This is a genomic window from Flavobacterium sp. GCM10023249, from assembly GCF_042653365.1.
Lineage (GTDB): Bacteria > Bacteroidota > Bacteroidia > Flavobacteriales > Flavobacteriaceae > Flavobacterium.
The window spans coordinates 288200-314256 of sequence record NZ_JBHSHZ010000016.1 but is presented as its reverse complement, the minus strand read 5'-3'; the positions used below and the strand labels follow the sequence as shown (position 1 = coordinate 314256).

General features: G+C 36.8%; 24 protein-coding genes. 9 read left to right on the top strand and 15 right to left on the bottom strand.

Features of this window, described 5'->3' with window-relative positions:
• Positions 1–144: 144 nt before the first annotated feature.
• The 3 genes from ACFO7M_RS15035 to mnmE all read right to left on the bottom strand — a co-directional run bounded on the left by ACFO7M_RS15035 (position 145) and on the right by mnmE (position 2640).
• The gene (locus ACFO7M_RS15035) at positions 145–336 is read right to left on the bottom strand and encodes a cold-shock protein (protein ID WP_379736566.1); all 192 of its coding nucleotides are present in this window, start codon (positions 334–336) and stop codon (positions 145–147) included.
• 204 nt (positions 337–540) lie between these two features.
• On the bottom strand, positions 541–1143 hold the full coding sequence (locus ACFO7M_RS15030; protein WP_379736564.1) for a hypothetical protein: 603 nt from the start codon (positions 1141–1143) through the stop codon (positions 541–543).
• A gap of 96 nt (positions 1144–1239) precedes the next feature.
• Positions 1240–2640 (bottom strand): tRNA uridine-5-carboxymethylaminomethyl(34) synthesis GTPase MnmE, encoded by a 1401-nt coding sequence (mnmE, locus tag ACFO7M_RS15025; protein WP_379736563.1) that lies wholly within the window; start codon positions 2638–2640, stop codon positions 1240–1242.
• Between the two features lie 353 nt (positions 2641–2993).
• Between mnmE and ACFO7M_RS15020 the strand changes: the two genes are divergently transcribed.
• Complete coding sequence (locus ACFO7M_RS15020) at positions 2994–3857, top strand: hypothetical protein (RefSeq protein ID WP_379736561.1); 864 nt, start codon at positions 2994–2996, stop codon at positions 3855–3857.
• Positions 3858–3925: 68 nt separating this feature from the next.
• Here the strand turns inward: ACFO7M_RS15020 and ACFO7M_RS15015 are convergent, their stop codons facing one another.
• Positions 3926–4345 carry an OsmC family protein gene (locus ACFO7M_RS15015; RefSeq protein WP_379712373.1) on the bottom strand — a complete coding sequence of 140 codons (420 nt, stop codon included), beginning with the start codon at positions 4343–4345 and terminating at the stop codon, positions 3926–3928.
• Between the two features lie 122 nt (positions 4346–4467).
• Positions 4468–8199: a metallophosphoesterase gene (locus tag ACFO7M_RS15010; protein WP_379736559.1), complete on the bottom strand. Its 3732-nt coding sequence runs from the start codon at positions 8197–8199 to the stop codon at positions 4468–4470.
• Between the two features lie 27 nt (positions 8200–8226).
• On the opposite strand from ACFO7M_RS15010, the gene ACFO7M_RS15005 reads away from it, so the two are divergent.
• Complete coding sequence (locus ACFO7M_RS15005) at positions 8227–9417, top strand: Pycsar system effector family protein (protein ID WP_379712377.1); 1191 nt, start codon at positions 8227–8229, stop codon at positions 9415–9417.
• Here the strand turns inward: ACFO7M_RS15005 and ACFO7M_RS15000 are convergent.
• The 3 genes from ACFO7M_RS15000 to ACFO7M_RS14990 form a co-directional block, all read right to left on the bottom strand.
• Positions 9414–11717: a GAF domain-containing protein gene (locus tag ACFO7M_RS15000; protein WP_379736558.1), complete on the bottom strand. Its 2304-nt coding sequence runs from the start codon at positions 11715–11717 to the stop codon at positions 9414–9416. The two genes, ACFO7M_RS15005 and ACFO7M_RS15000, sit on opposite strands and share 4 nt — an antisense overlap.
• A 608-nt stretch (positions 11718–12325) precedes the next feature.
• Positions 12326–13090: a TIGR02757 family protein gene (locus ACFO7M_RS14995; protein ID WP_379736556.1), complete on the bottom strand. Its 765-nt coding sequence runs from the start codon at positions 13088–13090 to the stop codon at positions 12326–12328.
• Between the two features lie 3 nt (positions 13091–13093).
• Positions 13094–13786: an ABC transporter ATP-binding protein gene (locus tag ACFO7M_RS14990; RefSeq protein ID WP_379736555.1), complete on the bottom strand. Its 693-nt coding sequence runs from the start codon at positions 13784–13786 to the stop codon at positions 13094–13096.
• 206 nt (positions 13787–13992) lie between these two features.
• Between ACFO7M_RS14990 and msrA the strand changes: the two genes are divergently transcribed.
• Both msrA and ACFO7M_RS14980 read left to right on the top strand, forming a co-directional pair.
• Positions 13993–14565 carry a peptide-methionine (S)-S-oxide reductase MsrA gene (gene msrA / locus ACFO7M_RS14985; protein ID WP_379712385.1) on the top strand — a complete coding sequence of 191 codons (573 nt, stop codon included), beginning with the start codon at positions 13993–13995 and terminating at the stop codon, positions 14563–14565.
• A gap of 51 nt (positions 14566–14616) precedes the next feature.
• Positions 14617–14928, top strand: a complete 312-nt coding sequence (locus ACFO7M_RS14980) for a hypothetical protein (protein WP_379712387.1) — start codon at positions 14617–14619, stop codon at positions 14926–14928.
• 29 nt (positions 14929–14957) lie between these two features.
• On the opposite strand, the gene ACFO7M_RS14975 is transcribed toward ACFO7M_RS14980, so the two are convergent.
• From ACFO7M_RS14975 to ACFO7M_RS14950, 6 genes are all read right to left on the bottom strand, one after another.
• On the bottom strand, positions 14958–15263 hold the full coding sequence (locus ACFO7M_RS14975) for a DUF6787 family protein (RefSeq protein WP_379712389.1): 306 nt from the start codon (positions 15261–15263) through the stop codon (positions 14958–14960).
• A gap of 17 nt (positions 15264–15280) precedes the next feature.
• The gene (locus ACFO7M_RS14970; protein WP_379712391.1) at positions 15281–15718 is read right to left on the bottom strand and encodes a DUF6146 family protein; all 438 of its coding nucleotides are present in this window, start codon (positions 15716–15718) and stop codon (positions 15281–15283) included.
• A 51-nt stretch (positions 15719–15769) separates the two neighbouring features.
• Positions 15770–16414 (bottom strand): DUF937 domain-containing protein, encoded by a 645-nt coding sequence (locus ACFO7M_RS14965; protein WP_379712393.1) that lies wholly within the window; start codon positions 16412–16414, stop codon positions 15770–15772.
• A gap of 50 nt (positions 16415–16464) precedes the next feature.
• Positions 16465–17424 carry a D-2-hydroxyacid dehydrogenase gene (locus ACFO7M_RS14960; RefSeq protein WP_379712395.1) on the bottom strand — a complete coding sequence of 320 codons (960 nt, stop codon included), beginning with the start codon at positions 17422–17424 and terminating at the stop codon, positions 16465–16467.
• Positions 17425–17535: 111 nt separating this feature from the next.
• Positions 17536–18606, bottom strand: coding sequence for a 3-phosphoserine/phosphohydroxythreonine transaminase (gene serC, locus ACFO7M_RS14955; RefSeq protein WP_379736553.1), 1071 nt, complete (start codon positions 18604–18606; stop codon positions 17536–17538).
• 115 nt (positions 18607–18721) lie between these two features.
• A complete protein-coding gene (locus tag ACFO7M_RS14950) occupies positions 18722–19780 on the bottom strand; it encodes an acyl-CoA reductase (protein WP_379736552.1) in 1059 nt (352 codons plus the stop codon).
• A 151-nt stretch (positions 19781–19931) separates the two neighbouring features.
• Between ACFO7M_RS14950 and ACFO7M_RS14945 the strand changes: the two genes are divergently transcribed.
• The 5 genes from ACFO7M_RS14945 to ACFO7M_RS14925 all read left to right on the top strand — a co-directional run bounded on the left by ACFO7M_RS14945 (position 19932) and on the right by ACFO7M_RS14925 (position 23386).
• Positions 19932–20282, top strand: coding sequence for a 4Fe-4S dicluster domain-containing protein (locus tag ACFO7M_RS14945; protein WP_379712401.1), 351 nt, complete (start codon positions 19932–19934; stop codon positions 20280–20282).
• Positions 20283–20316: 34 nt separating this feature from the next.
• Complete coding sequence (locus ACFO7M_RS14940) at positions 20317–20730, top strand: hypothetical protein (RefSeq protein ID WP_379736551.1); 414 nt, start codon at positions 20317–20319, stop codon at positions 20728–20730.
• A gap of 109 nt (positions 20731–20839) precedes the next feature.
• Entirely contained in the window at positions 20840–21934 is a 1095-nt protein-coding gene (ychF, locus tag ACFO7M_RS14935; RefSeq protein ID WP_379712405.1) for a redox-regulated ATPase YchF, read from the top strand.
• Between the two features lie 94 nt (positions 21935–22028).
• The gene (locus ACFO7M_RS14930; RefSeq protein ID WP_379736549.1) at positions 22029–22700 is read left to right on the top strand and encodes a hypothetical protein; all 672 of its coding nucleotides are present in this window, start codon (positions 22029–22031) and stop codon (positions 22698–22700) included.
• A gap of 8 nt (positions 22701–22708) precedes the next feature.
• Positions 22709–23386 (top strand): TIGR02117 family protein, encoded by a 678-nt coding sequence (locus tag ACFO7M_RS14925; RefSeq protein ID WP_379736742.1) that lies wholly within the window; start codon positions 22709–22711, stop codon positions 23384–23386.
• A gap of 41 nt (positions 23387–23427) precedes the next feature.
• On the opposite strand, the gene ACFO7M_RS14920 is transcribed toward ACFO7M_RS14925, so the two are convergent.
• The gene (locus ACFO7M_RS14920) at positions 23428–26028 is read right to left on the bottom strand and encodes a TonB-dependent receptor (protein ID WP_379712411.1); all 2601 of its coding nucleotides are present in this window, start codon (positions 26026–26028) and stop codon (positions 23428–23430) included.
• Positions 26029–26057 lie beyond the last annotated feature (29 nt).

The window sequence follows — 26057 nt, the reverse complement described above, 5'->3', positions numbered from 1 at the left end:
CTAACAGGCTTACTACTCTAATTTCAAGAAGTCTAACAGTCTCAAAAACTAACATAGTGTATTGAATGATAGTTAAAAAAAAATAGGTATAAAAAAAGTCCCTGCCATGGGCAGGGACTTTATAACTAAACTTATAATAGTGTATTAAGCTAAAACTACGTTTGTTGCATTTGGACCTTTACGGCCTTCTTCCACGTCAAAACGAACTTCATCATTCTCACGGATCTTATCCGTTAGTCCTGAAACGTGAACAAATATTTCGTTACCACCGTCATTTGGTGTGATAAATCCGAAACCTTTTTCTTCATTGAAGAATTTTACTGTACCTTCTTGCATTGTAAATGTATTAATTTGTGCAAACGTAATCTATTTTTTTTTAAAATACTGATAAATAAGGATTTATTTGGTACTAGTTCCTTTTTGAACAATTCGGTTTTCGGGTGGAGTGGAGGTAGGGTTGCCGTTTGTATCAACAAATCCTGTCAGGTTGTGGAAACCTGACAGGATTATTATTCTTTTTGCGGTGTTTTTGAGCGGTACCTATTTTTTTATGTAGGTGATTATTGGTTTTAATTTTTCAGGATTATCCTTGTACGTAACTATTTGGCCAATATTTTGCAAGGTAAATCCAAGTAATGTTTCATTGGCTTCAGGAATCCTATTTTGTTCTTTTGCACGGATATTTTTATAAATATAAAATGGGGTTTTTATTATCCCCCACGGAACTCCCCACCATCCCAATAAACCAGATAATAGTATCGATTCCTGATTTTTTTTATCCAAACAGTAAGGACAACCAATTATCGGTTCTTGTTTCAAGAAGGAGAAGAAAACAAAACTTTTGACAGTGTACATAATTGTTCCGTTGAGTTTTTCGGTTTTGTCCCCGCACAAAGGACACGGTAAGCTTCTTATGATCTCTGCTAATTCTGTTAATTCTTCGAATGAATATTCCTTATTTTGAGCTTTTGCACCTTCTATAATGGAAAGATCCAAATTTCTCTTTTTAATTTCATTTTCAATTATTTCTAAAACACCAGGTCGTAAACCCGTTGCATTTTCCGTTGCAAATTGAATCAACTGCGCATCCGTTTTTTTGGAATACAATTCCGCTATAGATTTTAAATCAAAAACGTCACTCATACTGTCATTATTTATATATATTATTTATTTGCCAATCCTACAATCGAAGTAGTCTAACAATCTAAGAAGTCTAAGAAATCTAACTGTCTAAGAAGTCTATTTACCTATACAAAAATTCGCAAAGATATTCCCTAGCAACTCGTCGTTACTTACTTCTCCGGTAATTTCACCAAAGTAGTACAAGGCCTGACGGATATCAATCGCCATTAGGTCAGAAGACAAGCCCGATTGCAGTCCCCATTGTACCTTCTGGATTTCTTCCAAGGCTTTGAGTAAGGAGTCGTAGTGGCGTGTATTGGTTACGATGGTTTCGTTATTGCGTAAGGCTCCGGTATTGATGAAGGACAACAATTGGTGCTTTAAGTCGTCGATACCAAGGTTTTGTTTCGCTGAAATCGTTACCAGGTTTACACTCAGGGCTTCCAACTGTTCTTTAATCGCTGCTACATCAGCATCCGATAGCAAGTCAATTTTATTGATGACCACTAATAAAGGTTTTAGTGGGTATTTGTTTTTTACTTTTTCAATTTCGGTAATGTATTCGGCACTTTGCGATTTGAATTTTAGGCTTTCGAATAGGTACAACACGACCTGTGCCTGTTCCATCTTTTCGAAGGTTTTTTGAATACCAATGCTTTCCACCACATCTTTCGTTTCACGGATACCTGCCGTATCGATGAATCGAAAACCGATACCGTCAATCACCAATTCGTCTTCAATGGTATCGCGGGTAGTTCCGGCAATATCACTCACAATGGCACGTTCTTCATTCAATAAGGCATTCAATAAAGTCGATTTCCCTACATTGGGTTCTCCTACAATGGCTACCGGAATTCCATTCTTGATCACATTACCTACGGCAAACGAATCAATTAAACGTTTCAAGACAAACTCAATACGGTTCAATAGTTCTTTGAACTGGGTACGATCGGCAAATTCGACATCTTCTTCCGAAAAGTCCAATTCCAATTCAATCAGCGAAGCGAAGTTCAACAACTCCTGACGTAAATGGGCTATTTCATTGCTAAAGCCACCGCGCATTTGCTGCATGGCGATTTGATGACTCGCTTCGTTATCGGAAGCAATCAAGTCGGCAACCGCTTCCGCTTGGGACAAATCCATTTTACCGTTCAGGAACGAGCGTAAGGTAAATTCACCGGCTTGTGCCATACGACAACCTTTACGCAGTAATAACTGAATGATTTGTTGTTGGATGAAAGTAGAGCCGTGGCACGAAATTTCCACTGTGTTTTCACCCGTATACGAATGGGTTCCTTTGAATAAGGATACCAATACCTGATCCAATACTTTGTCGCCATCGACCACATGGCCCAAATGGAGGGTATGTGATTTCTGCTTCGCTAAATCTTTGTTGTGTATCGATCGGAATACTTCCGACGCAATAGTAATGGCGTCTTTTCCGGATAGTCGGATCACAGCAATAGCTCCAGCCCCCGAAGGAGTAGCCAGGGCAACAATGGTATCATTATGAATCATGTTTCTTCTTGAAAATGGATTGGGCAAAGGTAATGATTAGTTATGAATTATGAGTTATGAGTGATGGCACATAGTCCTTAGCGTTTAGTCCGGAGTACTTAGTGCATAGTACTTAGTGGGTTTTTAGTATTCAAATCGCTTTTAATTGGTATTGGTCGTTTAGGTAGCTGAGTTATGGTTACTGAGCTTGTCGAAGTAGCAAAGCCAAGTGGTACTAATCGCTTTTTAGACAGTACTAATCGCTAAGAACTAAGTGCTCTTTACTTGGTACTTATCACTCAATTAAAGTCACTAAGGACTAAGTACTATGCACTAAAAACTAAAATCACTAAATTAGCAGTAAAATTACTTCTATGAACTATTTACCGTTTTCAGTCGCAGCAATAACCCTAATGGCTTTTACTTTTTGTTCTTCCGATAAAGAAGAACTGAAAACTGTTTACAAGTTGCCTAAAGCACTGGAAGAAGTCTCCGGAATAGAGTGGGTGGACAGCTCGCTTTGGGCTATTGAAGACAGTGGTAATGATAACGACTTGTACCGTTTGGATGCGAATGGTGAGATAGCACACACAATCCGTATTACTGATGCTACGAATGTCGATTGGGAAGATTTGGCTTCCGATGCAACAGGGAATATCTATATTGGAGATTTCGGAAACAACGACAATCTCCGTCAAGATTTATGTATATATAAAGTAAGTAAGGAAACCTTAGGCAATACAACTACAACTGCCGCAGCGAAAACAACGTTCAGTTATCCGGACCAAACGGCTTTTCCTCCTCCAGCCAGTGAACGACTTTTCGATGTAGAAGCTTTTATCGTTTACCAAGATTATTTTTATCTGTTTACCAAAAACAGAAGTACGAATTCGGATGGTAGCGTAACAATATATAAAATTCCCAATCAACCGGGACCTCAAACAGCAGTTGTATTAGGGAAATTGAATAGTTGTACCGACTTTAATACCTGTGCGATTACAGCAGCAGCGATTAGTCCGGACCAACAGAAAGTGGCTATTTTGAGTCACAATAAGTTATGGCTCTTTAAAGACTTTACCTCAGACCAATTTCATGAAGGTACAAAAACCGAATTGTCACTAAACCATTACTCCCAAAAAGAAGCACTGACATTTATCAACAATTCGGTTCTATACATTGCCGACGAGAAAGTGAAAAAATCGGGCGGCAGGGTTTATGAATATACTTTAAAAGAGTAGTGAGTTACTAAGGAGCTAAGGTTTTAAACTCGTAGCAGCTTAGCATCTCAGTCCCTTTTTGTCTCAGATCAAACTAACTGTGCATCAAGGATAATTTCGGTATTCAGTAATTTAGAAATCGGGCATATCTCTTTCGCTTTTTGAGCAGTTTCCTGAAATTCCTCATTACTGATTCCCGGTACACTGCCTCTAAGGGTTAAGTGCATTTGAGTGATGGTACCGTCCTCAAAAGTAATCTTGGCTTCGGTATCCAAATTCTCAGGGGTATAACCTGCACCGCTTAATAAAAAACTCAGCTGCATGGTAAAACATCCTGAATGAGCCGCTGCTACTAATTCTTCTGGATTTGTGCCTATACTTCCGTCTTCAAATCGTGTCTTGAAGGATAATTGGGCGTTGTTTAATGTGGTGCTTTGGGTCGAAATTGTCCCTTTTCCTTCCATTCCGGTGCCTTTCCAATTGGCATTTGCTTTTCGTGTAAATTTCATGATGTGTATGTTTAAGTGATTATTAATTTAGTCCTTAGTTCTTAGCAATTAGTATATCTCATACTTTGCTTTACTCCATTTGTTTCGTTTTCAACGAGACTTGGGTTATAACTTGCAACTCTTTAAAATCCAAAACCTAACCCAAACGCAATCCTATTTCCGTCTGATCCGTTAAAATAGGTGATTCTTGCGGTTACTGCATTTAGTCCGTTCAGCCATAATCCACCACCTACCGAGTGATGCCATTGCTTCGAATCTTCTCCATCTAGCCAAACACGTCCATAGTCATAACCTCCTAAAAGGCCATACTGCATAGGCAATAAACTTTGGCGTATCTTCCCCAATCGTAGCCGTAAATCACTGCTCTGATAAAAGGATTGTTTTCCTAAAAAGCGTTCGGTTCGATAGCCTCTTAAATCATAATCTCCTCCTAATGTTGCGGCTTGGTAAAATTCATAATTGTTGTTGAGTACGGCTTTGGCCTTTACTAAAGTACCGAAAACCAACTCGCCTTTGGGCAATACTTTATGGCTAAAACCATAGGTGCCTTCCAAATAGGGGAAATTGCGATTTTGATAAGTAAGATTGGTTTTCCAACTGGCCAATACCGAGAACGTCATTCCCATAGTCGGATTGGATACATTGTCATAATTCTCAAAAGTGTATTTGAAATCGATTCCGGCAAACTGCTGGTACTCGAATACTTTTGGATTCACCGAACCAGGCATCGCAACAAAACGTCCCGGTGTATCTTCAACTTCTATGTTTTCAAAGGTGGGTTGCACCAGAACAGTACTACCGTTTTTCCCTTTTCGGATGAGCGATGGTGCTATTTTTAACAGTTGTATTTTTACCCGATTGTAATTCATTCCCGTGACATCATCATTGTTGTCGATTGCATTGCCATAACCAAAATAATTGATGCTGAAATTGGGCGTGGTATAACGGGCATCTAGCGCTAAATCCCAATTGCCTAAAATTTTGGCAAAAGTTCCTTTGTAAAACATCTCGAAACCTTCTGTAGCAAAATAATAGTTGCCTTTGAACTGATGGTTTTCCGTATACGGATTGCTATTAAAACCGTAACGAGTATAATTTAAGGTGACACCCAATTTCACACCGTCATCGGGATTGGAACCAATAGAAGGTAAGATCATCAAAGCATTCGGCTTTTTGTTTTTGCTGTAAAATTCGTTGATTTCGTAATTATCAGTCAGTGTCACACACGGATGACCATTTCCGGTCAAGGTAGTTTCTTTTGATTTGAAATCGTAAATACGTATTCTTTTGCCATTGGCAATGGTGTATTTGTCGTGATTTTGACCGCCGATAAGTCGGATAGGGATGAGGTTCGATCCTTTTCCATGCACTTCAAAACTATCTTCATCATCCAAACCATAAATAATGATTTCCTTTGTTTCATCGGCAGAGTAGGTTCTCGAAAACAGTTTTTCCTCTCCGTCTTTTTTAATTCGGAAGCGACTAATTGCCGTTATCCCGTTCTCTTGTCGTTCAATAACGAACTTGTCTTTTTTATCGGTTCCCAACAATAGCACGTTTTGGTTCAGTAGCTCACGGTAATGCAAAGCATAGGCTTCCAAATTTTGAAGACGGTGGCTAAGTTTACTTTTGATTTCAGCCGTAGTCGCATCATTATTCATTTCCTTTGGAAGCAAAGCAAAAGCTTGTGCTATAGCCTCGGGTGTAAGTTGACTAACAATATGCCTTGCTTGTTGTATCCATACGTTAGGATCATTGTTGGTAATGAAAGCGCTATCCATACCATTGGCTTCAAAATTGAACCACTTGGCATTGGGTAGGTTTTTTTTGAACGATTTCATATGACGGGCAGCAGGAACATTGGTAATCAATCCCAATAGGTTACCGTCAATTTTGGCAAAAGCCTGATCTCGGTCACGTGGAATGGGTTGGTAAACTATAGTGTTGCCTTGCTTGAATTCGGCCCAACGCCATTGGTCAGGATGACGGTCCCAATCGCCAATCAACATATCAAAAAGACGCGCTTTAATGTAACTTGCTTCATCCACCCGGTACTTTTCATCTTTTCGCAAATTGGCCATTACTTCATCCGATCCTACGATGGCATCGGGTTTTCCAAAGCTTTCAACATCTTTCTGTGAATCGGTTGGTCGTTCTTCAATCATGTACAATGCATCGCCGAAACCTTCATTGTATTGTCCCAAAGCCGGCTGTTTCGGAACGTAAAACAATTTCGGATTGGAATGAAAAATGCCTACTTTATCAGCTAAAGCGCCAACAATGAATGGGGTATACGGATGGGCCGTGGTATAGTAATCATATATAAAACGTTCGGCTGTGGTATTCTGAAAATCATTTTGAATGTTTTGCTCTTTGAATGCCACCGTTTGCAGAAAACGTTTCGCGCTTTTCTTTAAGGCGCGCATTACATATTCTTTACCGTTTTTATCTTTCAGTCGTAAGGATAATGATTGATGACCGCCTCCAGAGATAGTAGGTTGTAATCCACCGTAAAGCGTATCCAACTGAACGACTTGTGCTTCAACAGGCTTGCTGTAATACTCTCGGTAATGTTTTCCCCATAAAAACCGGTAAAAACCGCTCTTTTGGGTCATTTTTTGGTCATAAATGACGGCATTTACCGTCTTGCTGGTCTGTCCGGTATAGACTAACGGGGTTTCCTTTTTTTCTTTGATAATCTCCTGACGGAAGATTTCTTTTTCAGTAGTTCCTTCTGTACTGTAAAACACAACTTGGGCACTCCCGTTTTCCTTGACATTCAGAACGGCATAACCTTTACCGCCAAAGGAAAAGTTATTGGGATAAATGGCTCTGGCTGCCTCTCGTTTGGAAGCGGAACCACTCACAATCTGTTGGATGCCATCATGAGCAATGTACTGCAAATTATGTTCATGACCCGATACTACGATAATATTGTTTTTGTCCTGAATAATAGGCTTTAAACGATTGACAAATGCGGTATATTGCTTGTTTTGCATATCCTGCGGACTCACACCGGATGTTTTTCGTATCAAATTGACAAAGGAACCTAAGACAGGTAAAGGAATCGGAAAATGGGAAGGATATAATTGTTTTCGGAGTGAAAACTGCCCACCATGCGGACCATTAGTGAGTAAGGGATGATGAATGGCCAATACTAGGGTTTTGTTCTGGTTCTTATTGATCAAGCTTTCCAATTCTCCAAAAAATTGATCCCGGGTTTTAATATCGCAATTGTCATTGATGTAGGGTTGTTTGTCCCAATCTTCCAAGTACCATTGACTATCGATGGCAATTAATACCAAGTTGTCATTGAGTGTAAGACTTTCAATTCCGCAGCCTTTTCCTGGAAGAAAGGCTTTCTTTTGTTTCAAAAAATTGGATACGAATAACTCTTGTTCCTGTAATCCTTTTAAACCGTGATACCAATCGTGATTACCCGGAATGAATACTGTTTTTCCTTTAAAATCCTGTGTAATTTGGAGTTGATTGTTCAATTTGATTTCGGCTTCTTTCCGTTCTTGGGTTGTTTTTTCTACGGGCATGCCCAAAGGATAAATATTGTCTCCAAGGAAGAGTAACGTTGCCTTTTTATCGGCCTTGTCCAGTTTTGCTTTAAGTAGTGATAAAGTTTGCTGCGTTTGTTGGTCATCTGCATTTCCGGCATCACCCACCAAAAACAAAGTATGACTGTTTTTTATCGTGTCTTTTTCTTCTTCTGACTTAGTTGAGGTAGTAGAAGTACCGAATTGTATCGTATGGGTAGCACAGGCATTGAACAGGAATAGTAGGGCGGTATAGCAAAACAGTGTATAATTTTGTTTGATTGATTCGTTTACCCAAAACAATTTCATAATTTAGTAGTATTAAATGATCATTGTATGAATTTTATTCAACACGCAGAAGATTTCGTTTTCAACTTACTCAAAGATAATCTTTCTAATTTATATACTTACCATAATTTTAATCATACGCAAAAAGTAGTAGCCGCTGCTAAATTGCTAATCGAAAAGGAAAATATTCAAGGTAGCGATGCAGAAATAATTCAAGTTGCCGCTTGGTTCCATGACGTTGGTTACACTAAAGGCTGGGAGAAACACGAAGAAAAAAGTGTAACAATTGTTGAACAGTTTTTACGGGAAAATCAAAAAGAACAGGAGTATATCGACAAAGTAATTGGACTTATTCGCGCTACCGAAGTAAACTACGTGCCGCAGAATAGTTCGGAAATGATCATTAAAGATGCCGATTATTGCCATTTTGCAAGTGAAGATTATATTGCTACGAGTCAACTATTGCGCGAAGAATGGAAACTGACGCAAGATAAAGTGGTAACCGATTTGGAATGGCTGTCTGAAAATAGAAGAATTCTAGTGAGTTGCCATCGCTATTTTACTCCCTATGCTAAAACAGAATGGCAAAAAACAAAGGATAAAAATATATTGCAATTGCACAAGGAAATCCAAAAACTGTCAGATAACCCGGAAAATCTTTCCAAAAACAAACTGAAAAAGAAAAAACTGGAAAAGTTGGAACGCCCGGAAAGAGGTATCGATACCATGTTCAGAACGACATTGAATAATCATACTCGGTTGAGTGAAATTGCCGACAGTAAAGCGAATATTCTGCTATCCGTTAATGCAATTATCATTTCAATCGCATTGTCTACATTGATCCCAAAACTAGATAGTCCTGGGAATGTACATTTGATTGTGCCGACATTCATTTTGTTGCTTTTTAGTGTGATATCCATCATTTTTGCCATCATGTCAACCCGTCCGAAAGTAACTAGCGGTACATTTACTCGTCAGGATATCGAAGATAAAAAGGTAAATCTGTTGTTCTTCGGAAACTTTTATAAAATGCCGCTGGAGGAATACCAATGGGCTGTGAACGAACTGATGAAGGATCGTGAGTATCTTTACAATTCCATGATTAAGGATTTGTATTTTCTAGGTTTGGTCTTAAATCGTAAATACAAACTCTTGAGAATTACCTATACGGTTTTCATGATCGGAATCATTTGTTCGGTTTTTGCCTTTATTTGGGCATTCAAAAGATCCGGACTTTAATCCAATAAAACTTTAACACGGATGGCTTTTAATCCGGATACGCCTTGTAAATCTTCAACTTCCAAGTATTCGACCATAGGTTCTAATACTTTCTGGAACTGAAGGTATTCGATGTACTTGGTGTATTCTTTTTCTTCATCGGAATGCGAATAGACTATGGTGATTTTACCTTTCTCGGTAATGCGCTTTTGAGTGTTTTTCTCCAGTGCTTTATCTATTCGTTTTTTCACCACTTCATAACGGGCATTGTAGGATCCATCCACATCAAATCGTTTCTCGTCCATACGAAAACGAATCGTAATCGGGGAACTGAATACTAAAATCAACGAGGTCACTTCAAGCGGATAGGGCAAAGTGTCTTTTAATGCATAATGCTCTCTTTCCATCTCAGCCAGTACTTGAAGTTGCCACAAACGCATATTGTACAAGTAATTCAAATTGAAATTCGACTGTGGTGTAATTGAATTGCCAATGTAAAGATTGTGTTCAACGCCATCGGTGTTAAACCGTTCAAAATAATGTGGAAATATCGCTTGAGCTTCTTTTTGCTTGTTGTCTAAAACGACACTCAACTTTTTATTGATGGCTGTTAAAGTCGAATCAAACTTTTTTCTTTCCTGGTAAAAAGTACCGGTGGTTTCATCAATACTGTCGAAATAATTCGCTACCAATGCATCTTGACTCTCATTTTTAAGAATCGGATGGATTTCAGTTTCAATGTAGCGTTGAATTTGTTGCTCGGTATCGGCTTTTAGGTTGACAAACAAATCATTCAAATAGGTAACCAATTCGAATTTCCGTTGTTCAAGTATAGGTAATTTAGTTCGTTCGTGTAACGCTTCAATAATACTGATTAATGTACTCAGCTGGTTTTTCATATCATCCTGAGCAGCCCTGTTTCTGGTATCTGAAGATTCTTTGATGTCTATTTGTCCATACAACGGGTACACATCCTTGAAGACAATTTCCTTGAAAATATAATCGGGATTGGAATGTTCATTCACGATGTACTTTTTGGCTTCTTTCTGGAATTTCCAATAAACACTCGGATGAATACTGGTGTATTCCTTCTGGATAACGGCTTCTATTTTATTTTGAATTTCCGAATTATAACGATCGATAGTATCCACTATAAAGGGCATTACAATGTCCAGTTTGTTGGCATTGAGGCTGTTCAATTCGGATACTTTTGAGGAAACCAATTCCATGATTCCTAATAAATTGCCGTCTTTTACCACAGGAGCAAATACACAACTCATAACACCTTGTGCCAATAAATGATTGCCAAAGAAGCTGTTTTCCTCGCTTTTGACAAATTCGGTAACATTAGAGATGGCGACATAGTTTTTGTCTTCTATTAATGTTTTGTAAATACCACTACTTAAGGCTTTCTTACATTTCATTTCTGGTGAACCACAAAGTAGAAAACTGTCTACTTTCTTTTCCTTGTCCATAGTACTGAACTTGGTTTCGTCTTGGGCAAAAGTGGTGTAACCAATACGTAAATCGGGTATTTTGTATATGGATTGTAATATGCCTTTCAGAATTTCATTGAAATCTTCATTCTCTTCCTCATCATTCAAACGTAATAAGGTACTTTTAAGATTGGAAACGGCATTTTCGGTAGTTGCATCAAAAAGAACAACAATGCCAAAGCCTTTTAAAATCCAACTTTCTACCGGGAATTTTTCTTTCCAAATGGCAATATTGTCAAAACTGTCCATTAGTAAGGCAATATCTTCGGGAGTTAGTTGTACCGATTTATCCGTTGGCAATATTTCCAGAAAATCAGCATTGTACAATATTCGGTAATGTTTCATAATTCCCTCTGCATCCGGAATATCATAAAACAAAGGTTTGCTGAAATCAAGATGCTGATGATAATACACATTCAAAATAAGACAACAACTCATGATGTAAAATTGTCTGTCGTCTAAATCACGAATGGTTATGTCAAAATCAGTTCCGGCTTCTTTCAATATCTTCTTGAAACGTTCTGTATAGTTGAAGGTGATATTCACAAACGGAATCGTAATTGCTTTAATTTCATTGTGGGTTAAAGCAGTTGGAAACAAATCGGCCATCAAATGCTGAATGAGCTGTTCGTTTTCATGAATCTGACTCATACTGGTAATACCTTCTCTTAATTCAGGGTAAGGCGCCGTCTCAGCAAGCAAAGCTTTGGCATAATTGGAACGGTAATCAACATCCGAATCTGCGATTGATTCTAATGCCTCTAGTACTTTATGAAAGGATATCTTTATTTGAAAAGGATTCTCTGGGAAATTATTAAAATTCATAGCTATAATGAAAAGTAGCTCAAAGTTACTAAATAATCACCGTTAGGAAATTGCTATTTAAGGATAACTTAACTAAAACAGTCAGAACTTCTGCTTTTAAAGGAATTGTTATTCGCCTAAACGGTTACACTTTAAAACAATTACTAAGTTTAAACCAACTAGTATCAAAGTAGTATCAAAGCAGTATTAAAGTAGTATTAAAGTAGTATCAAAGTAGTATCAAAGTAGTATTAAAGTAGTATTAAAGTAGTATTAAAGTAGTATCAAAGTAGTATCAAAGTAGTATCAAAGTAGTATCAAAGTAGTATCAAAGTAGTATTAAAGTAGTATTAAAGTAGTATTAAAGTAGTATTAAAGTAGTATCAAAGTAATATCAAAGTAATATCAAAGTAATATCAACCTAGTATTGGATTATTATGTTTTTAGTTTATACGATTAGTAAACTCCTTGGATTTTGGATGTAAATACACATAGCATCAATGGTTCCAGACCCCGACAGTGCTTAATTCATGTGGCGTGCATCTTTCGATCCTTAATTTCTGCTATCGTTAAATCGAAGTAATCTAACAATCTCAATGCTGCTATTCTAGCAATTGGGCGAGTCTACATTAAAATCCCTCAAAAACACCCAATCCAAATAACGCAAAGTCATACTTTACAGGGTCATTGGCATCCAATAATCGAAGTTGGGTGTCCAATTCCAGCAATGCTTTTGCATCGTTTTGTTTTCGGGTTAACAATCCTAATTTTCGGGCTACATTTCCTGAGTGTACATCCAAAGGACAAGATAGGGAAGAGGCAGGTATGCTTTTCCATATACCAAAATCAACTCCTTTTTGGTCTTGACGACACATCCAACGCAAATACATGTTAATGCGCTTGGCTGCAGATCCTCCTAATGGATCCGGTAAATGCTTCTCTGTGCGAGGTAAATGATCAATTTCGAAAAATGTTTTTTTGAATTCCGAAATACTTTGTTGCATCGAACCTTTGGCATGGTGCTTTGAAAATACAGCCTCAAGTCCACCGTGATGGGTATAAATGTTTTTTAAAGCGCTGATAAAGCCTATAAAATCTTGTCCGTTAAAGGTGCGGTGAACAAAAGAGCGAAGTAATTCCAAATCTTTCTCCGTGTGATTCATAACAAAATCATAAGGCGAATTCCCCATGAGTTCCATCTTCTTTTGGGCGTTCTTGATAATCATCTTCCGATTGCCCCATGCTATTACCGAAGCCAAAAAGCCAGCAATTTCTATATCTTCTTTTAAAGTAAATGAATGAGGTATTTGTATGGGATCGCTCTCAATGAAATTAGGGTTGTTATACAACGCTACCTTCTCGTCAAGAAATTCGTGTAGTTCACTAAACTCCATGAATTATACAGAAACTTTTGTAGGGTTAACCGATTCATTTCGGATATCACCATCCACCATAGTTAGTTTCCTGTCGGCCATGTTCGCTAAATCTTCATTGTGTGTTACAATGACGAAGGTTTGCCCAAACTCATCTCTCAGTTTGAAAAACAGTTGGTGCAGGTTTTCAGCGGTATGAGTGTCTAAATTACCGGAAGGTTCATCGGCAAAAATAACCGCGGGCTTGTTAATCAGAGCACGAGCTACCGCTACACGTTGTTGTTCTCCACCCGAAAGTTCATTGGGTTTGTGGTGAATGCGATGGCCTAAACCTAAATACGTCAATAAACGAATGGCTTCTTCTTCCGTTTCCTTTTTGGGTTTATTGGCAATAAAAGCGGGTATGCACACATTCTCTAAAGCGGTAAACTCGGGTAATAATTGGTGAAATTGAAAAATGAATCCTAAATTGAGATTACGAAACCTTGAAAGTTCCTTGTCATTCATTTTCAATACGTTTTCTCCATTTATCTCAAGTAAAGCATTACTGTTTTTTGAAGGTTTGTCTAGGGTGCCCAAGATTTGCAACAATGTGGTTTTTCCTGCTCCTGATGCGCCAACAATTGAAACTATTTCGCCTTTCTTTATATGAAGATTTACGCCTTTCAATACCTGAAGTTGGTCGTAGTATTTTTGAATATTACTTGCTTTGATCATTCGTGTGAATTTCTACAAAGAAACAAAGATTTTCGGTTTTATAAAATCCGGGAGCGCATAATCTGCGTATATAATGATAAAGTTTCGTTAAGACCGAAACGGCAAGTCGCTAATTTTTTAATTTTGGTAAAAGAGTAATCATGAAAGCATTTTTTTTATCTTTAATATCTCTCATGACAATGAGTTGTGATTCGAAAGCAAAATCTATGGAAAGTATAGAACCTCAAGCTATGGGTATCTCCAATGGAAAAGAAACCGCAATTTTTGCTGGTGGCTGTTTTTGGTGTACCGAAGCTGTTTTTTTGGAATTGAACGGCGTGGAAAGTATTAAACCAGGTTACATTGGTGGCAAATCCAGTAATCCGACTTACGAGGAAGTGTGTTCTGGATATTCCGGTCACGCCGAAGCGGTAAAGATTGTATTTGATCCAACCAAAATAAGTTATGGTGAATTGTTGGAAGTGTTTTTTGCAACACACGATCCAACTACCATCAACCGTCAAGGTGCCGATGTGGGTTCCCAATACCGAAGCGAAGTATTTACTACAAATGCCCAACAAAAGGAATTGGCAACAGCCTATATAAAGTTATTGAACGATGAGAATACCTTTGGTAAGAAGGTAGTTACTAAAGTTAGTGATGCCTCTACTTTTTATGTAGCCGAAGATTACCACCAAAATTATTACAATCAAAATAAAGAAAAATCGTATTGTACTTACGTAATTACTCCGAAAGTAGAAAAAGTACGAAAAGAATTCAAGGACAAACTGAAAAAGTAATTTGGCATCTGTTTTGATACGATATAGGCATAAACTTTAATTTTTTGTGGAATGACAAAAGAAGTACAGGTAGAGGTTTCTGCTTATAAACCTCAGGCAACAACTGGTAAGTTGATTATCAGTTTGCTATTTGATGCATTGGGTATGCTTACGTTTGCAGTTCCCATTGTAGGTGATGCATTTGATGTAATCTGGGCTCCCATTGCTGCTTTCGCTTTATCTATGATGTATAAAGGGAGCGTGGGTAAAATAGGAGGTACCATTGCTTTTATCGAGGAGATAATTATTGGATTAGATTTTGTACCCACTTTTACGCTCACATGGTTGTACGAGTACTTACAAGATAAGAAACATAGTAAATAAAAGAAAAATCCCGAAAATTCGGGATTTTTTTATGTTTTGAATAGGAAGCCTAAGCCCATAGCTTTCAGCATCTTCTTTTCGAACTCCCAAAAGAATTTAAACTGCCCAAATATAAACCCGAAGCCTACCAAAAGAACTTGGTATACAGGCAATACAATTACAATCTTTAGGATAATATACAAGATATAAGGCATACTGTCTTTGGCAATACCAAAGAAATCCAATATAGGTTTAGAAACCATTACACTAGAAGAACCGGTGATGGCAAAAACGACAAAAATGACGGTCAACTGCCAATTCGATGTAATTCCCCAGCGTTGTTTTAATTTGTTCATAAGGCAAATATAAAAATTTACCTTGGTGGTACAATACCGAATAGGTTTTGTTTATAGGTATTTTGAAAGTAAACCATATAATTATAAATCAGATAATTTACTTCATATCCATATCGAATCCTTGGATCATAATTGATCTGCATTTCATAGAGTTTAGAATCATAACGTTGGGGTTGTAAAACTCTTCTGTTCCATTCCTCAACATACCAACGATTTTTATTTTCTAGAAAGATTTCACTATGATAACCTCGAGCAAAAGATCGAGATTGTAACCAATGAGTGAATCCTGGATCAATGATATATACAGAATACTCTATTGCATCGTTGGCAATTTTAACCGTGTCGCCCTTAATGACTTTAGCATTGGCAACTTCGTTGTTTGCGGTGATTTGAGCTTTTGTATTACATGAAACCAAACTCAGTACCACTACCATTAGTATCACTAAAGTTCTCATAATCGTAAAATAGTAAAAAACCACGCTATGAATAGCGTGGTTTGGTTATTATTATTTTCTTCCGAATATACTACTTAAAAGTCCGCCTAAGCCTCCTTTTTTTGTTGCTGCCGCTACGGCATCACCTACACCTAACTGACCATCTCCATCTTGATCCAATACAGATGTTAAAATAGAGCCACCTCCAGAAGGTATTGCAGCTGTTTCCGTGTTGTTTCCGCCAAGCAATCCGCCAAGCAATCCACCTAAATCAGTTCCGTTCTGCACATTAGAGCTTTTGGCTTTGCTTGCAAGAAACGACATTAAAAGTGGAGCTGCTATTTTCAATATCATTCCGATTTTATCAGTACTTACTCCAGTATTTTGACTTAATGCATTTTCAACACTGGTTTGATTTCCTCCCAAAACGTGACCGAGAATCTTGCCTCCATCTTCAACATCAACTCCGCCACCTCCTAGTAATCCTCCTAAATTATCCAATAACCCGCCATCATGCTTTCCGCCCATAAGTGCACCAAGCAATCCTCCGGCTCCTTCTTCTGAAGATGCGTTACTTTGCATTGCATTGACCAATGCAGGTAATGCTGATGTTAAAACAGAAGAAGTTTCAGTTTCCGATGTACCTGCCTGTTGACCTACAGTAGCTACAATTTGTTTGCCTAAATCACTATTTAATAAATCCATTAATCCAGCCATAATTTCTTAATTGTCTTTTAGTTAGTAAGACATAAATGTAAGAAATAATTTTAGATTTCGTGTTTTAATAATGTTATAATTTGCTCGGCCAATTCGGTTCCGATTCTATCTTGAGCTTCAACAGTTGCTGCTCCGATATGAGGAGTCATTGATATTTGTGGATGCATCAAAATCTGTACAGCCGGAGTAGGTTCGTCTTGAAATACATCCAATCCAGCGAAAGCTACTTTTTTACTATCCAATGCTTCAATCAAATCAACTTCATTAATAATTCCACCTCGGGAACAGTTGATAATTCCTACTCCGTCTTTCATGATTTCGAATTCCTTTTTTGCAATTAAATAGCCATCTTGCGAAGGAACATGTAGTGTAATGAAGTCGGAATGTTTCAGTAATTCTTCAACAGGCTCGGTTGAAATCTCTAAATCGATAAATTGATCGTTGTAAAATTCAACGCGTATTTGTGCCTTCCCTACAAAACTGTCGGATGCAATTACTTTCATTCCTAAACCTAAGGCCATTTTGGCAACCGCCTGTCCAATTCTTCCAAAACCAATAATACCAATGGTTTTTCCTCTTAACTCAATTCCGTTAGCATATGCTTTCTTTAAACCGTCAAAATTACTATCGCCTTCCAAAGGCATGTTTCTATTGGAATCATGTAGAAAACGTACTCCACTAAACAAATGAGCAAATACCAATTCCGCTACCGAGTTAGAAGATGAAGCAGGGGTATTGATTACCTGAATGTCTTTTGAAATGGCATAATCTACATCGATATTGTCCATACCTACACCACCACGTCCAATGATTTTTAAAGACGGACAAGCATCGATAATGTCTTTTCTGACCTTAGTGGCACTGCGTACCAATAATACGGCAATCTGATGGGTGTTTATATAGTTGGCTACTTGTTCCTGAGCCACTTTTGTTGTAATAACTTCAAATCCGGCGTTTTCCAAATGCGTAACTCCGCTTTTTGAAATACCGTCGTTTGCTAAAATTTTCATTGTAATTATTTATTTAGGAGCTATTTCCCGCTGTCCACTGTATCTTTTACTTGAGCCATTTTGAGTTCCTCAATAGCTCAAGTAAAAGGATGCCGTTTCCATCGGGGCTAATTATATGTTATTTTCCAATTCTTTCATGACATCAACTAAAACCTGTACACTTTCTAAAGGTAAGGCGTTGTACATCGATGCTCGGTAACCACCAACCGATCGGTGTCCTGTCAATCCGGAGATTCCTGCGGCTTTCCAAAGTTTGTCAAAGGCTTCGGCATGACTTTCGTCATTCAATACAAAAGTTGCATTCATGTTGCTTCTGTCTTCTGTATTGGCGGTTCCTTTGAATAACGGATTTCTGTCGATTTCAGTATAGAGTAAATTGGCTTTAGCTTCATTGATTTTCTCTATAGCTTTAATTCCTCCTAAATTTTTTAACCATTGCAAGGTAAGTAATGAGGCATAGATAGGGAATACCGGTGGAGTATTGTACATACTCTCTTTGTCGATATGTTGTTGGTAATCCAGCATTGAAGGGATATAACGCCCGGTTTTACCCAGAATTTCTTCTTTAACTACAACTAAAGTCGCTCCAGCTGGTCCCATGTTTTTCTGAGCTCCGGCATAAATCAAATCAAATTGAGAAAAATCCATACTTCTTGAAAAGATATCCGAACTCATATCACAAACCACTGGTATATCCAATTTTGGAAATTCTCTCATTTGAGTTCCAAAAATAGTATTGTTGCTTGTACAATGAAAATAATCGGCATCACTAGGTAAGGTATAATTTTTAGGAATGTGATTGTAATTTTCTGCTTTGGAAGAGGCTACTACAACTGTTTCGCCAAAATGTTTTGCTTCTTTAATGGCACCACTTGCCCATGTTCCCGTATCAAGATACGCGGCTTTCCCGTTTTCTTTCATTAAATTGTAGGGAACCATTAAGAATTCTAAGCTTGCACCCCCGTGTAAAAATAAGGCTTGATATCCTTTATTCTCCAATCCTAAAAGTTCAAGAACCAATGCTCTGGCTTCCTCCATCACTGCCACAAAATCTTTGCTTCGGTGGGAAATCTCTAAAATAGATAAATCAAGATTGTTAAAATTGAGAATAGCTTGTGCTGATTTTTCAAAAACTTCCTGTGGAAGAATACATGGACCAGCACTGTAATTGTGTTTTTTCATTGTGTTGTTTGTTGTATTTTAAAAGAAAAACACAAATTTCGTGAAAAGTGTTCAAAAAAAGCCTAATTGTTGTTAACATTAGGCTTTAGTTTATTAACGAAAACGTTTTCGTTTGTTATAAATTCAAAAGAAAATCCAATGTATCGACATTATCTGCATAATCCCAAAGTTTTGGCTTTTGTGTTTGTCCAAAGGCAATGCTATTGCCAATTAAGCCATTTGACACAATACATTGTATCGAATCAACATCGTTTTGCAATCTAGTTTTGACATCTTCAATATTTTCATAGAATTCATAAAAAACCGAAGAAATAGGAGAGGCGTAACTAGTGTCTTCTTTTATGGTAATGAAACCATTATCCAACAACTGATAAAGACTCATTAGAAAAACCGCTTTGTTGTAATCGTAATTGTTGGCGTATTTTTCATATTTGATGATATCCTGATATACAAAAATGGCTTCAAAGAAATTTTTAAAATCGTATCCTTTGGGTACAAATAGTTTGGAAACATTTCGGCAACCTAATCCGAAATAACGGAAAATATCTTCACCCAGATTGGTTAAATCTTCTTTGGTTTCATTTCCGTCTAAAACGGCAACCGAATTCCGATTTTTACGTATAATACTTGGTTTGTCCTTGAAATAATATTCGAAATAACGTGCGGTATTATTACTTCCGGTAGCAATCACAGCATCAAAATTTTCCAGTTTGCCTTCAGTAAATTCAATAAATTGCTTTAATTCAGGTTGTATTTCAATTAGGTAATTGGCTAAAAACGGTAATAAATGCTGATCGTTAGATGAAGTTTTAATAAGCACTTTGTGTCCGCTTATCAAAACGGATAAAAAATCATGAAAACCAACCAATGGAATGTTTCCTGCTAAAATTAATCCAACTGTTTTGACATTTGTTTTTGAAAAATCATAGGGTGCAACCCATGTACTTAAATTAGCTTCTGTTAATGCTTCGGCCCATGAATTGATTGAATAATACACTTGTTCGGGCGTAAACCAACCGTTATGCGACTGTGATAATTCAATCAATGAAACAAAGCGCTCAAAGTATTGATCGTTCTGTTTTACATCGTTAGCTTTTACCGAATTTTCCAATTGAAACTGACGTAAAAACTTTCCTAATTCAATAAAGGCATGTATTTTGTCTTTTTGTAGCATTTGTTTTTTGCGTATGTGTGGTTTACATTGTAATTTTGTGCAAAAATAAGTTTTTTAGCATTAAGCCGTATGCAATATGCTATAACCTTTTTATTTTAAAATCATTTTAACAGCTTATAGCTTATAGCTTAAGGCATAAAGCAGAAACGATATGGCAATTATAATAACAGATGAGTGCATCAATTGTGGTGCTTGCGAACCGGAATGTCCAAATACTGCAATTTATGAAGGCGCTGATGATTGGCGTTGGAAAGACGGTACTTCTTTAAGTGGTAAAATCATTTTACCGGATGGTACCGAAATCGATGCTGATGCAGCGCAAACCCCAGTTTCGGACGATATTTACTATATTGTTCCAGGTAAATGTACCGAATGTAAAGGTTTTCATGAAGAACCACAGTGTGCAGCTGTTTGTCCGGTAGATTGTTGCGTTCCCGATGATAATCATGTTGAGGATGAAGAAACATTACTGAACCGACAGGCATTTTTACATAATGAATAACTCAATGTTGTACCCATTGAGAAAATTTATACGATTGCATTCAATCCTATTCTCCGCAGCAGTGGTTTTAATAGGATTTTTTTATTTCAAAATAATGAATTTGAATAATTATAATTTCTACCCTGGGAAGGTAATTGGATTAGAAAAAATTCATTCAAAAGTTTCAAGTGCTGGAAAAATAAATGGAGGAAGTTATGTGGCTATTAAGAGAGACATTCCTAATGTGGAGTATTATAAAAACAATGATACGATAAGGTACGATCAGGGTGAACTCAGATTAGTTACTAATTTTGAAGTAAACGAGGAAATAATTGTTCTTGAAAATAAACAGAATGATAATAAAACGTACATCTATTCTGTCTTTTACTATTGGATAGATTACTATGAATTGGTTTTTACATTATTTGTATTTCTATTTATTCTAGGATTCATTAAAAATTTTGTCTAACGGGATTTATCTCAATTTGCATTTTTTTGTTTTAATCTTAGATTGATTGTATCACTTTGAGACTTTACAACTTTTAACCTATATTTGCACACTTTTAAAAATCAGAATAATGAAAGCAGGTATCGTAGGATTGCCAAACGTAGGAAAATCCACTCTTTTTAATTGTTTATCTAATGCAAAAGCACAAAGTGCTAACTTCCCGTTTTGTACGATTGAACCTAATATAGGTGTGGTAAACGTTCCAGATCCAAGAATCAACCGTTTGGAAGAATTAGTGAAACCTGAGCGTGTACAGATGGCAACTGTAGATATCGTAGATATTGCAGGATTAGTGAAAGGAGCGAGTAAAGGAGAAGGTTTAGGGAATCAGTTCCTTGGAAATATCCGCGAGTGTAATGCTATTATTCACGTTTTGCGTTGTTTTGATAATGACAATATTGTGCACGTAGATGGGAATGTAAACCCTATTCGCGACAAAGAAACGATTGATATTGAATTGCAGTTGAAAGATTTGGAAACTATTGAAAAACGTTTGGAAAAAGTAAACCGAGCTGCAAAAACCGGTAATAAAGAAGCTCAGGCTGAACAAGCTTTATTGAATAGAATTAAAGATGCATTACTACAAGCTAAATCAGCGCGTACTGTTGTTCCTCAAAACCAAGATGAAGAAGTTTTAATGGAAAGCTTCCAGTTGATTACTGCAAAACCAGTATTGTACGTTTGTAACGTGGATGAAGGTTCGGCTGCAACCGGAAATGCTTATGTGGAGCAGGTTCGTGAATTGGTGAAGGATGAAAATGCTGAAATCATTGTTTTAGCAGTAGGTACTGAAGCAGATATCACAGAATTGGAAACATACGAAGAGCGTCAAATGTTTTTAGAAGATTTAGGTTTAAAAGAACCAGGTTCTTCTGTATTAATTCGTGCAGCTTACAAATTATTAAACCTTCAGACGTATTTTACTGCAGGTGTGAAAGAAGTTCGTGCTTGGACTATCAATATTGGTGATACAGCTCCAAAAGCTGCCGGTGTAATCCATACTGATTTTGAAAAAGGATTTATCCGTGCTGAAGTTATTGCTTTTGAAGATTACTCCAACTTCGGTTCGGAAGCGAAAGTGAAAGAAGCCGGAAAATTAAGAGTAGAAGGAAAAGAATATGTGGTTAAAGATGGAGATGTGATGCACTTCCGATTTAATGTGTAAATCAAACTATTTGATACAAAGATATTTGAGCGAAACCTAGTGGTTTCGCTTTTTTTTGGCTCAATTTTTGATTTTCATTTGTAAACTATTCCCTATGAAATGTCAATTTTTTTTGGTGTTGCTCGTATTGCCTTTTTTGTCTTGTAAAAATTATTTGTCAGAACCGACAGAAAGCTTCGATTTATACTTTGAAAAACCCCAACCTGTAAATGATTCTGAATTGTCTAAAATCCCTTCTAGGTTTTTTGGATCCTACTGTATTAATGAAAATTTTTTCTTGGAGGTTACCAAAGATCAGATTGTAACCAAACATTTTGATACCTACAGATTTCATAAAAACTTGCTGGATTCATTAAAAGTGGAATTCCATGTCACCAAAGATAAATTCATTTCCAAAAATGATGCTGAGTTTCAATTTGATTATAAATTCGTTGGTGATTCTATCGAATTGTCAGATATTAACGTTAATACCCTTTTTGGTTTTTCAGATAGGCAGAAAATGAAAAGAGTTGGGAATTGTCTTATTTTAAATGAAAAGGATTCGGTTTTTTGGAAAGCAAAAATTGTGCGATTTGATAAAAAATCGGTTGCAATCGAATATATAGGTGATTGGAGTGATTTAGATCAATTTGATTCTATAACAAAAGTTAAATCCAAGAAAATTGATTCAACAAAATTCATCCTCTCACCGTCCAGAAGGGAGTTTAAAAAATATTTAGAACTCAGTAAGGAATCGCCATTCCATAAATTTAATAAAGATATATAATGGTCAAAATTAAAAAAGCGGCAAAATTCCTTCTAAAACTAGTATTGGGTTTCGTAGGGTTTCTACTAATTTATATTTTAGGTGCTTTTTTGCTACCTAAAATACCTGTGAATTCAAATATTTCAACCGAAGGAAAAACTATACCAATTTATATACTTTCAAATGGTGTGCATACGGATATTGTTCTTCCAGTGAAAAATGAATTGTACGATTGGAGTCAAAAAGTAAAATTTGAAAACACGATTACGAAAGATTCGACCGCTCAGTGGGTAGCTTTTGGATGGGGAGATAAAGGGTTTTATCTGGAAACACCAACATGGAATGATTTGAAATTTTCAACTGCCTTCAAAGCGGCTTCTGGATTGAGTACTTCGGCAATTCATGCTACATTTTATAAAAGTTTAAAAGAGAATTCAAATTGCAGACGTTTAGTGGTTTCTCAATCGGAATACCTGAAATTAGTTACATTTATTAATGATTCATTTGTAACCGAATCAGAGCAGTATAAGTTTATAAATACGAATGCTGTATATGGTAAAAACGATGCTTTTTATGAAGCAAAAGGAAGTTATAGCTTATTTCATACTTGTAACACTTGGGCTAATAATGCATTAAAAGCGGCCGACCAAAAAGCAGCTTTTTGGACACCTACAGATACCGGTATTTTGGATCATTATAGAAATTAAAAAGCCGCTCATTGAGCGGCTTTTTTTGTCTTTCAAATGGATTAGAATTTAACTCCTAATCGTACAAATCCATAAGTACCATTAGAACCCATTTGTACAGAGTCGAAGTTACCTCCGGTTTCTGTTTCTGTATCTTGAATATCTGGATAAACATTCAACAAGTTGTTAACTCCTAATGTTACATTGAAATTTTTGGTAATTTCTTGATTTATCGAAACGTCGGTAACGATTTTTCCTCCGTAATAATCGATTGTATCTAACCAATCTACTAATTCAACTGCACCAAAACGAGTAAATCTTACGTTAGCATTGAATTTTTTATTGTAGTTATAGTTGAAACTTAAACCAAATTTGCTTTCAGGGGCTGAAGCCAATAAGAAGTTTTGTTCTCTTCTTCCGAATAGTGTTTCTTGATCCAATCCAGTTCCACCACCGATATTACCAATACTCATTTTGTTGATATTACCAATGAAAGAAGTTCCTAGAGAACTGTTCCCGAATTTCTCATCATAGCTTAATACAAAATCAACACCAACAGTTTGAGTATTCAAAGCATTGGCAAAGAATTGTACATTGGCCACATTCTGACCTGGTATACCGCTTCCGTCAAATTGACCAGTTAAAACCACACGGTCTTGAATATCTACAAAATAACCATCAACTGTACCTGTGAATTTTCCTCTTTTGTAAGTGAAACCTAAACTGGCATTAAACGCTTTTTCTTCTTTCAACTCGTCAATTCCGAATGCTTTAGTAATTTCGCTATCGTTCGAAGCTAATAAGGTTTCAGATGGTACTCCACTGATATAGTCTGTGAATTTTAAGTTGTAGTATTTTTGAGCTAATGAAGGAGCTCTAAATCCAGTACTCATTGAATAACGCATTGAAAAATCTTTGGTTAGCTTGATGCGTTGTGCAATTTTAGCATTCCAAGTTGAACCGAAATCGCTATAATTTTCATAACGTACAGCTACTGCTAAATTTACATTATCGTTAAAATCGAATTCAGTATCAACATAGGCAGCAAAGTTGCTTCTTGATTTATCTACTTCATTGTCTGGGCTGTATCCTGGAAATCCTTGAGATCCGCCTGGTCTTGGATCACCGTTACCATCAACAACATAATCCGCTGGATCTGTATCTTCAGTTACTAAATCTCCGTTAACATCGTATAAAGCATAAGAAGCTTCTTCTCCTGCAAAAATTTTAAAGTTTTCGGTACGGTATTCAGCACCAAAAGCAAAGTTCATCCCTTTTAAAACACTATCAAAATTTCTGGTAAAATGTACACCTGTTGTATTTTGTGATAGTGAATGTCCACCAGCATCAAATGAAGTAGGTGAATTTTCTTCTAATGAAGCATTTAAAGTGTTGTGAATATCATATTTGAAATGATTGTTTCCATAAGTATTGTTGAAGTCTACATCCCAATTCGCAATTTTAGTTTTAAAACCAGCAGAAATTGATGCATCGGTTATTTTTGTACCGATTATTGGATCGAAGCCGTTAGGGTAGATCGCTGGAATATTTCTCGGACTGTCTGCAGTTCTTGTAAAAGCATACGCATCAGAATCTCTTAAACCAATACCTCCGAAAGCATAAATACTTGAATTATCGCCTACATTGTAAGAACCGTTCAAAAATACAGTTCCGTTTTTAGCAGCTGCATCTCCAAACTGATTTCTGTAGATATCGTATTTGTCTGAATTGGCTGGTCGATTCGTATGGTCTTTTTTCGATGCGTCTAATGTAGCATTTAAAAAGCCTTTATCGCCTAGCTTGAACCCATAATTACCATTTACCTGAACGGTTTGTCCGTCAAAACCATCCGATTTGATATCGTCGTCACCATAAGGAGTTTTAGAGTTGTATGTTCCATAGGTTACATTTCCATTGAATTCTTCAACATTATCTTTTAATACAATATTGATTACACCGGCAATCGCATCGGAACCATATTGTGCAGAAGCACCGTCTCTTAAGATTTCAATACGTTTAATGGCAGCTGCAGGAATGGCATTCATATCGGTTCCTGTATTACCACGACCTCTTGAACCGAAAAGGTTAACCAATGAAGATTGGTGGCGTCTTTTACCGTTAATTAAAACTAATGTTTGATCTGGTCCTAAACCTCTCAAAGTAGCAGGGTCAACGTGGTCAGCACCATCCGATCCAGATTGTTTACTTGCATTGAATGACGGCGCTAAATACTGAAGCAAAGCATTTACCTCAATTTGTCCCGTTTTAGTAACAACATCCTGCATATTGATTACGTCTACTGCTACAGGTGAGTCAATAATAGTTCGTTTCGTATTTCTTGAACCTACAGCTTGAATTGTAACTTCGTCCAAAAGCACACCGTCTTCTTCCAAACTTACAACTATCGGACTTTGGCTTGCACTAACTTCCATTTTTTTGTACCCCAAAGATGAAATAGTCAAAACAGAGTTGGAATTGGTTACATTGATTTTGAATTTTCCTTCATAATCTGTGGTTGTTCCGTTAGAAGAGCCTTTTTCTACAATATTGGCGCCTACCACTGGCTGACCGTTATTGTCGTTTACCGTTCCGGTAACTAATTTTTGGGAATATCCTATACATACCCCAAAAAATAATAACATAATAGTTAATACTTTTTTCATTGTTTTAGTTCGTTTAATTTGATGCTAAT

Bases quoted from the DNA above. Each gene is read 5' to 3' on its own strand.
- ACFO7M_RS15035 (WP_379736566.1), bottom strand. From the start codon at position 336: ATGCAAGAAGGTACAGTAAAATTCTTCAATGAAGAAAAAGGTTTCGGA.
- ACFO7M_RS15030 (WP_379736564.1), bottom strand. From the start codon at position 1,143: ATGAGTGACGTTTTTGATTTAAAATCTATAGCGGAATTGTATTCCAAA.
- mnmE (WP_379736563.1), bottom strand. From the start codon at position 2,640: ATGATTCATAATGATACCATTGTTGCCCTGGCTACTCCTTCGGGGGCT.
- ACFO7M_RS15020 (WP_379736561.1), top strand. From the start codon at position 2,994: ATGAACTATTTACCGTTTTCAGTCGCAGCAATAACCCTAATGGCTTTT.
- ACFO7M_RS15015 (WP_379712373.1), bottom strand. From the start codon at position 4,345: ATGAAATTTACACGAAAAGCAAATGCCAATTGGAAAGGCACCGGAATG.
- ACFO7M_RS15010 (WP_379736559.1), bottom strand. From the start codon at position 8,199: ATGAAATTGTTTTGGGTAAACGAATCAATCAAACAAAATTATACACTG.
- ACFO7M_RS15005 (WP_379712377.1), top strand. From the start codon at position 8,227: ATGAATTTTATTCAACACGCAGAAGATTTCGTTTTCAACTTACTCAAA.
- ACFO7M_RS15000 (WP_379736558.1), bottom strand. From the start codon at position 11,717: ATGAATTTTAATAATTTCCCAGAGAATCCTTTTCAAATAAAGATATCC.
- ACFO7M_RS14995 (WP_379736556.1), bottom strand. From the start codon at position 13,090: ATGGAGTTTAGTGAACTACACGAATTTCTTGACGAGAAGGTAGCGTTG.
- ACFO7M_RS14990 (WP_379736555.1), bottom strand. From the start codon at position 13,786: ATGATCAAAGCAAGTAATATTCAAAAATACTACGACCAACTTCAGGTA.
- msrA (WP_379712385.1), top strand. From the start codon at position 13,993: ATGGAAAGTATAGAACCTCAAGCTATGGGTATCTCCAATGGAAAAGAA.
- ACFO7M_RS14980 (WP_379712387.1), top strand. From the start codon at position 14,617: ATGACAAAAGAAGTACAGGTAGAGGTTTCTGCTTATAAACCTCAGGCA.
- ACFO7M_RS14975 (WP_379712389.1), bottom strand. From the start codon at position 15,263: ATGAACAAATTAAAACAACGCTGGGGAATTACATCGAATTGGCAGTTG.
- ACFO7M_RS14970 (WP_379712391.1), bottom strand. From the start codon at position 15,718: ATGAGAACTTTAGTGATACTAATGGTAGTGGTACTGAGTTTGGTTTCA.
- ACFO7M_RS14965 (WP_379712393.1), bottom strand. From the start codon at position 16,414: ATGGCTGGATTAATGGATTTATTAAATAGTGATTTAGGCAAACAAATT.
- ACFO7M_RS14960 (WP_379712395.1), bottom strand. From the start codon at position 17,424: ATGAAAATTTTAGCAAACGACGGTATTTCAAAAAGCGGAGTTACGCAT.
- serC (WP_379736553.1), bottom strand. From the start codon at position 18,606: ATGAAAAAACACAATTACAGTGCTGGTCCATGTATTCTTCCACAGGAA.
- ACFO7M_RS14950 (WP_379736552.1), bottom strand. From the start codon at position 19,780: ATGCTACAAAAAGACAAAATACATGCCTTTATTGAATTAGGAAAGTTT.
- ACFO7M_RS14945 (WP_379712401.1), top strand. From the start codon at position 19,932: ATGGCAATTATAATAACAGATGAGTGCATCAATTGTGGTGCTTGCGAA.
- ychF (WP_379712405.1), top strand. From the start codon at position 20,840: ATGAAAGCAGGTATCGTAGGATTGCCAAACGTAGGAAAATCCACTCTT.
- ACFO7M_RS14930 (WP_379736549.1), top strand. From the start codon at position 22,029: ATGAAATGTCAATTTTTTTTGGTGTTGCTCGTATTGCCTTTTTTGTCT.
- ACFO7M_RS14920 (WP_379712411.1), bottom strand. From the start codon at position 26,028: ATGAAAAAAGTATTAACTATTATGTTATTATTTTTTGGGGTATGTATA.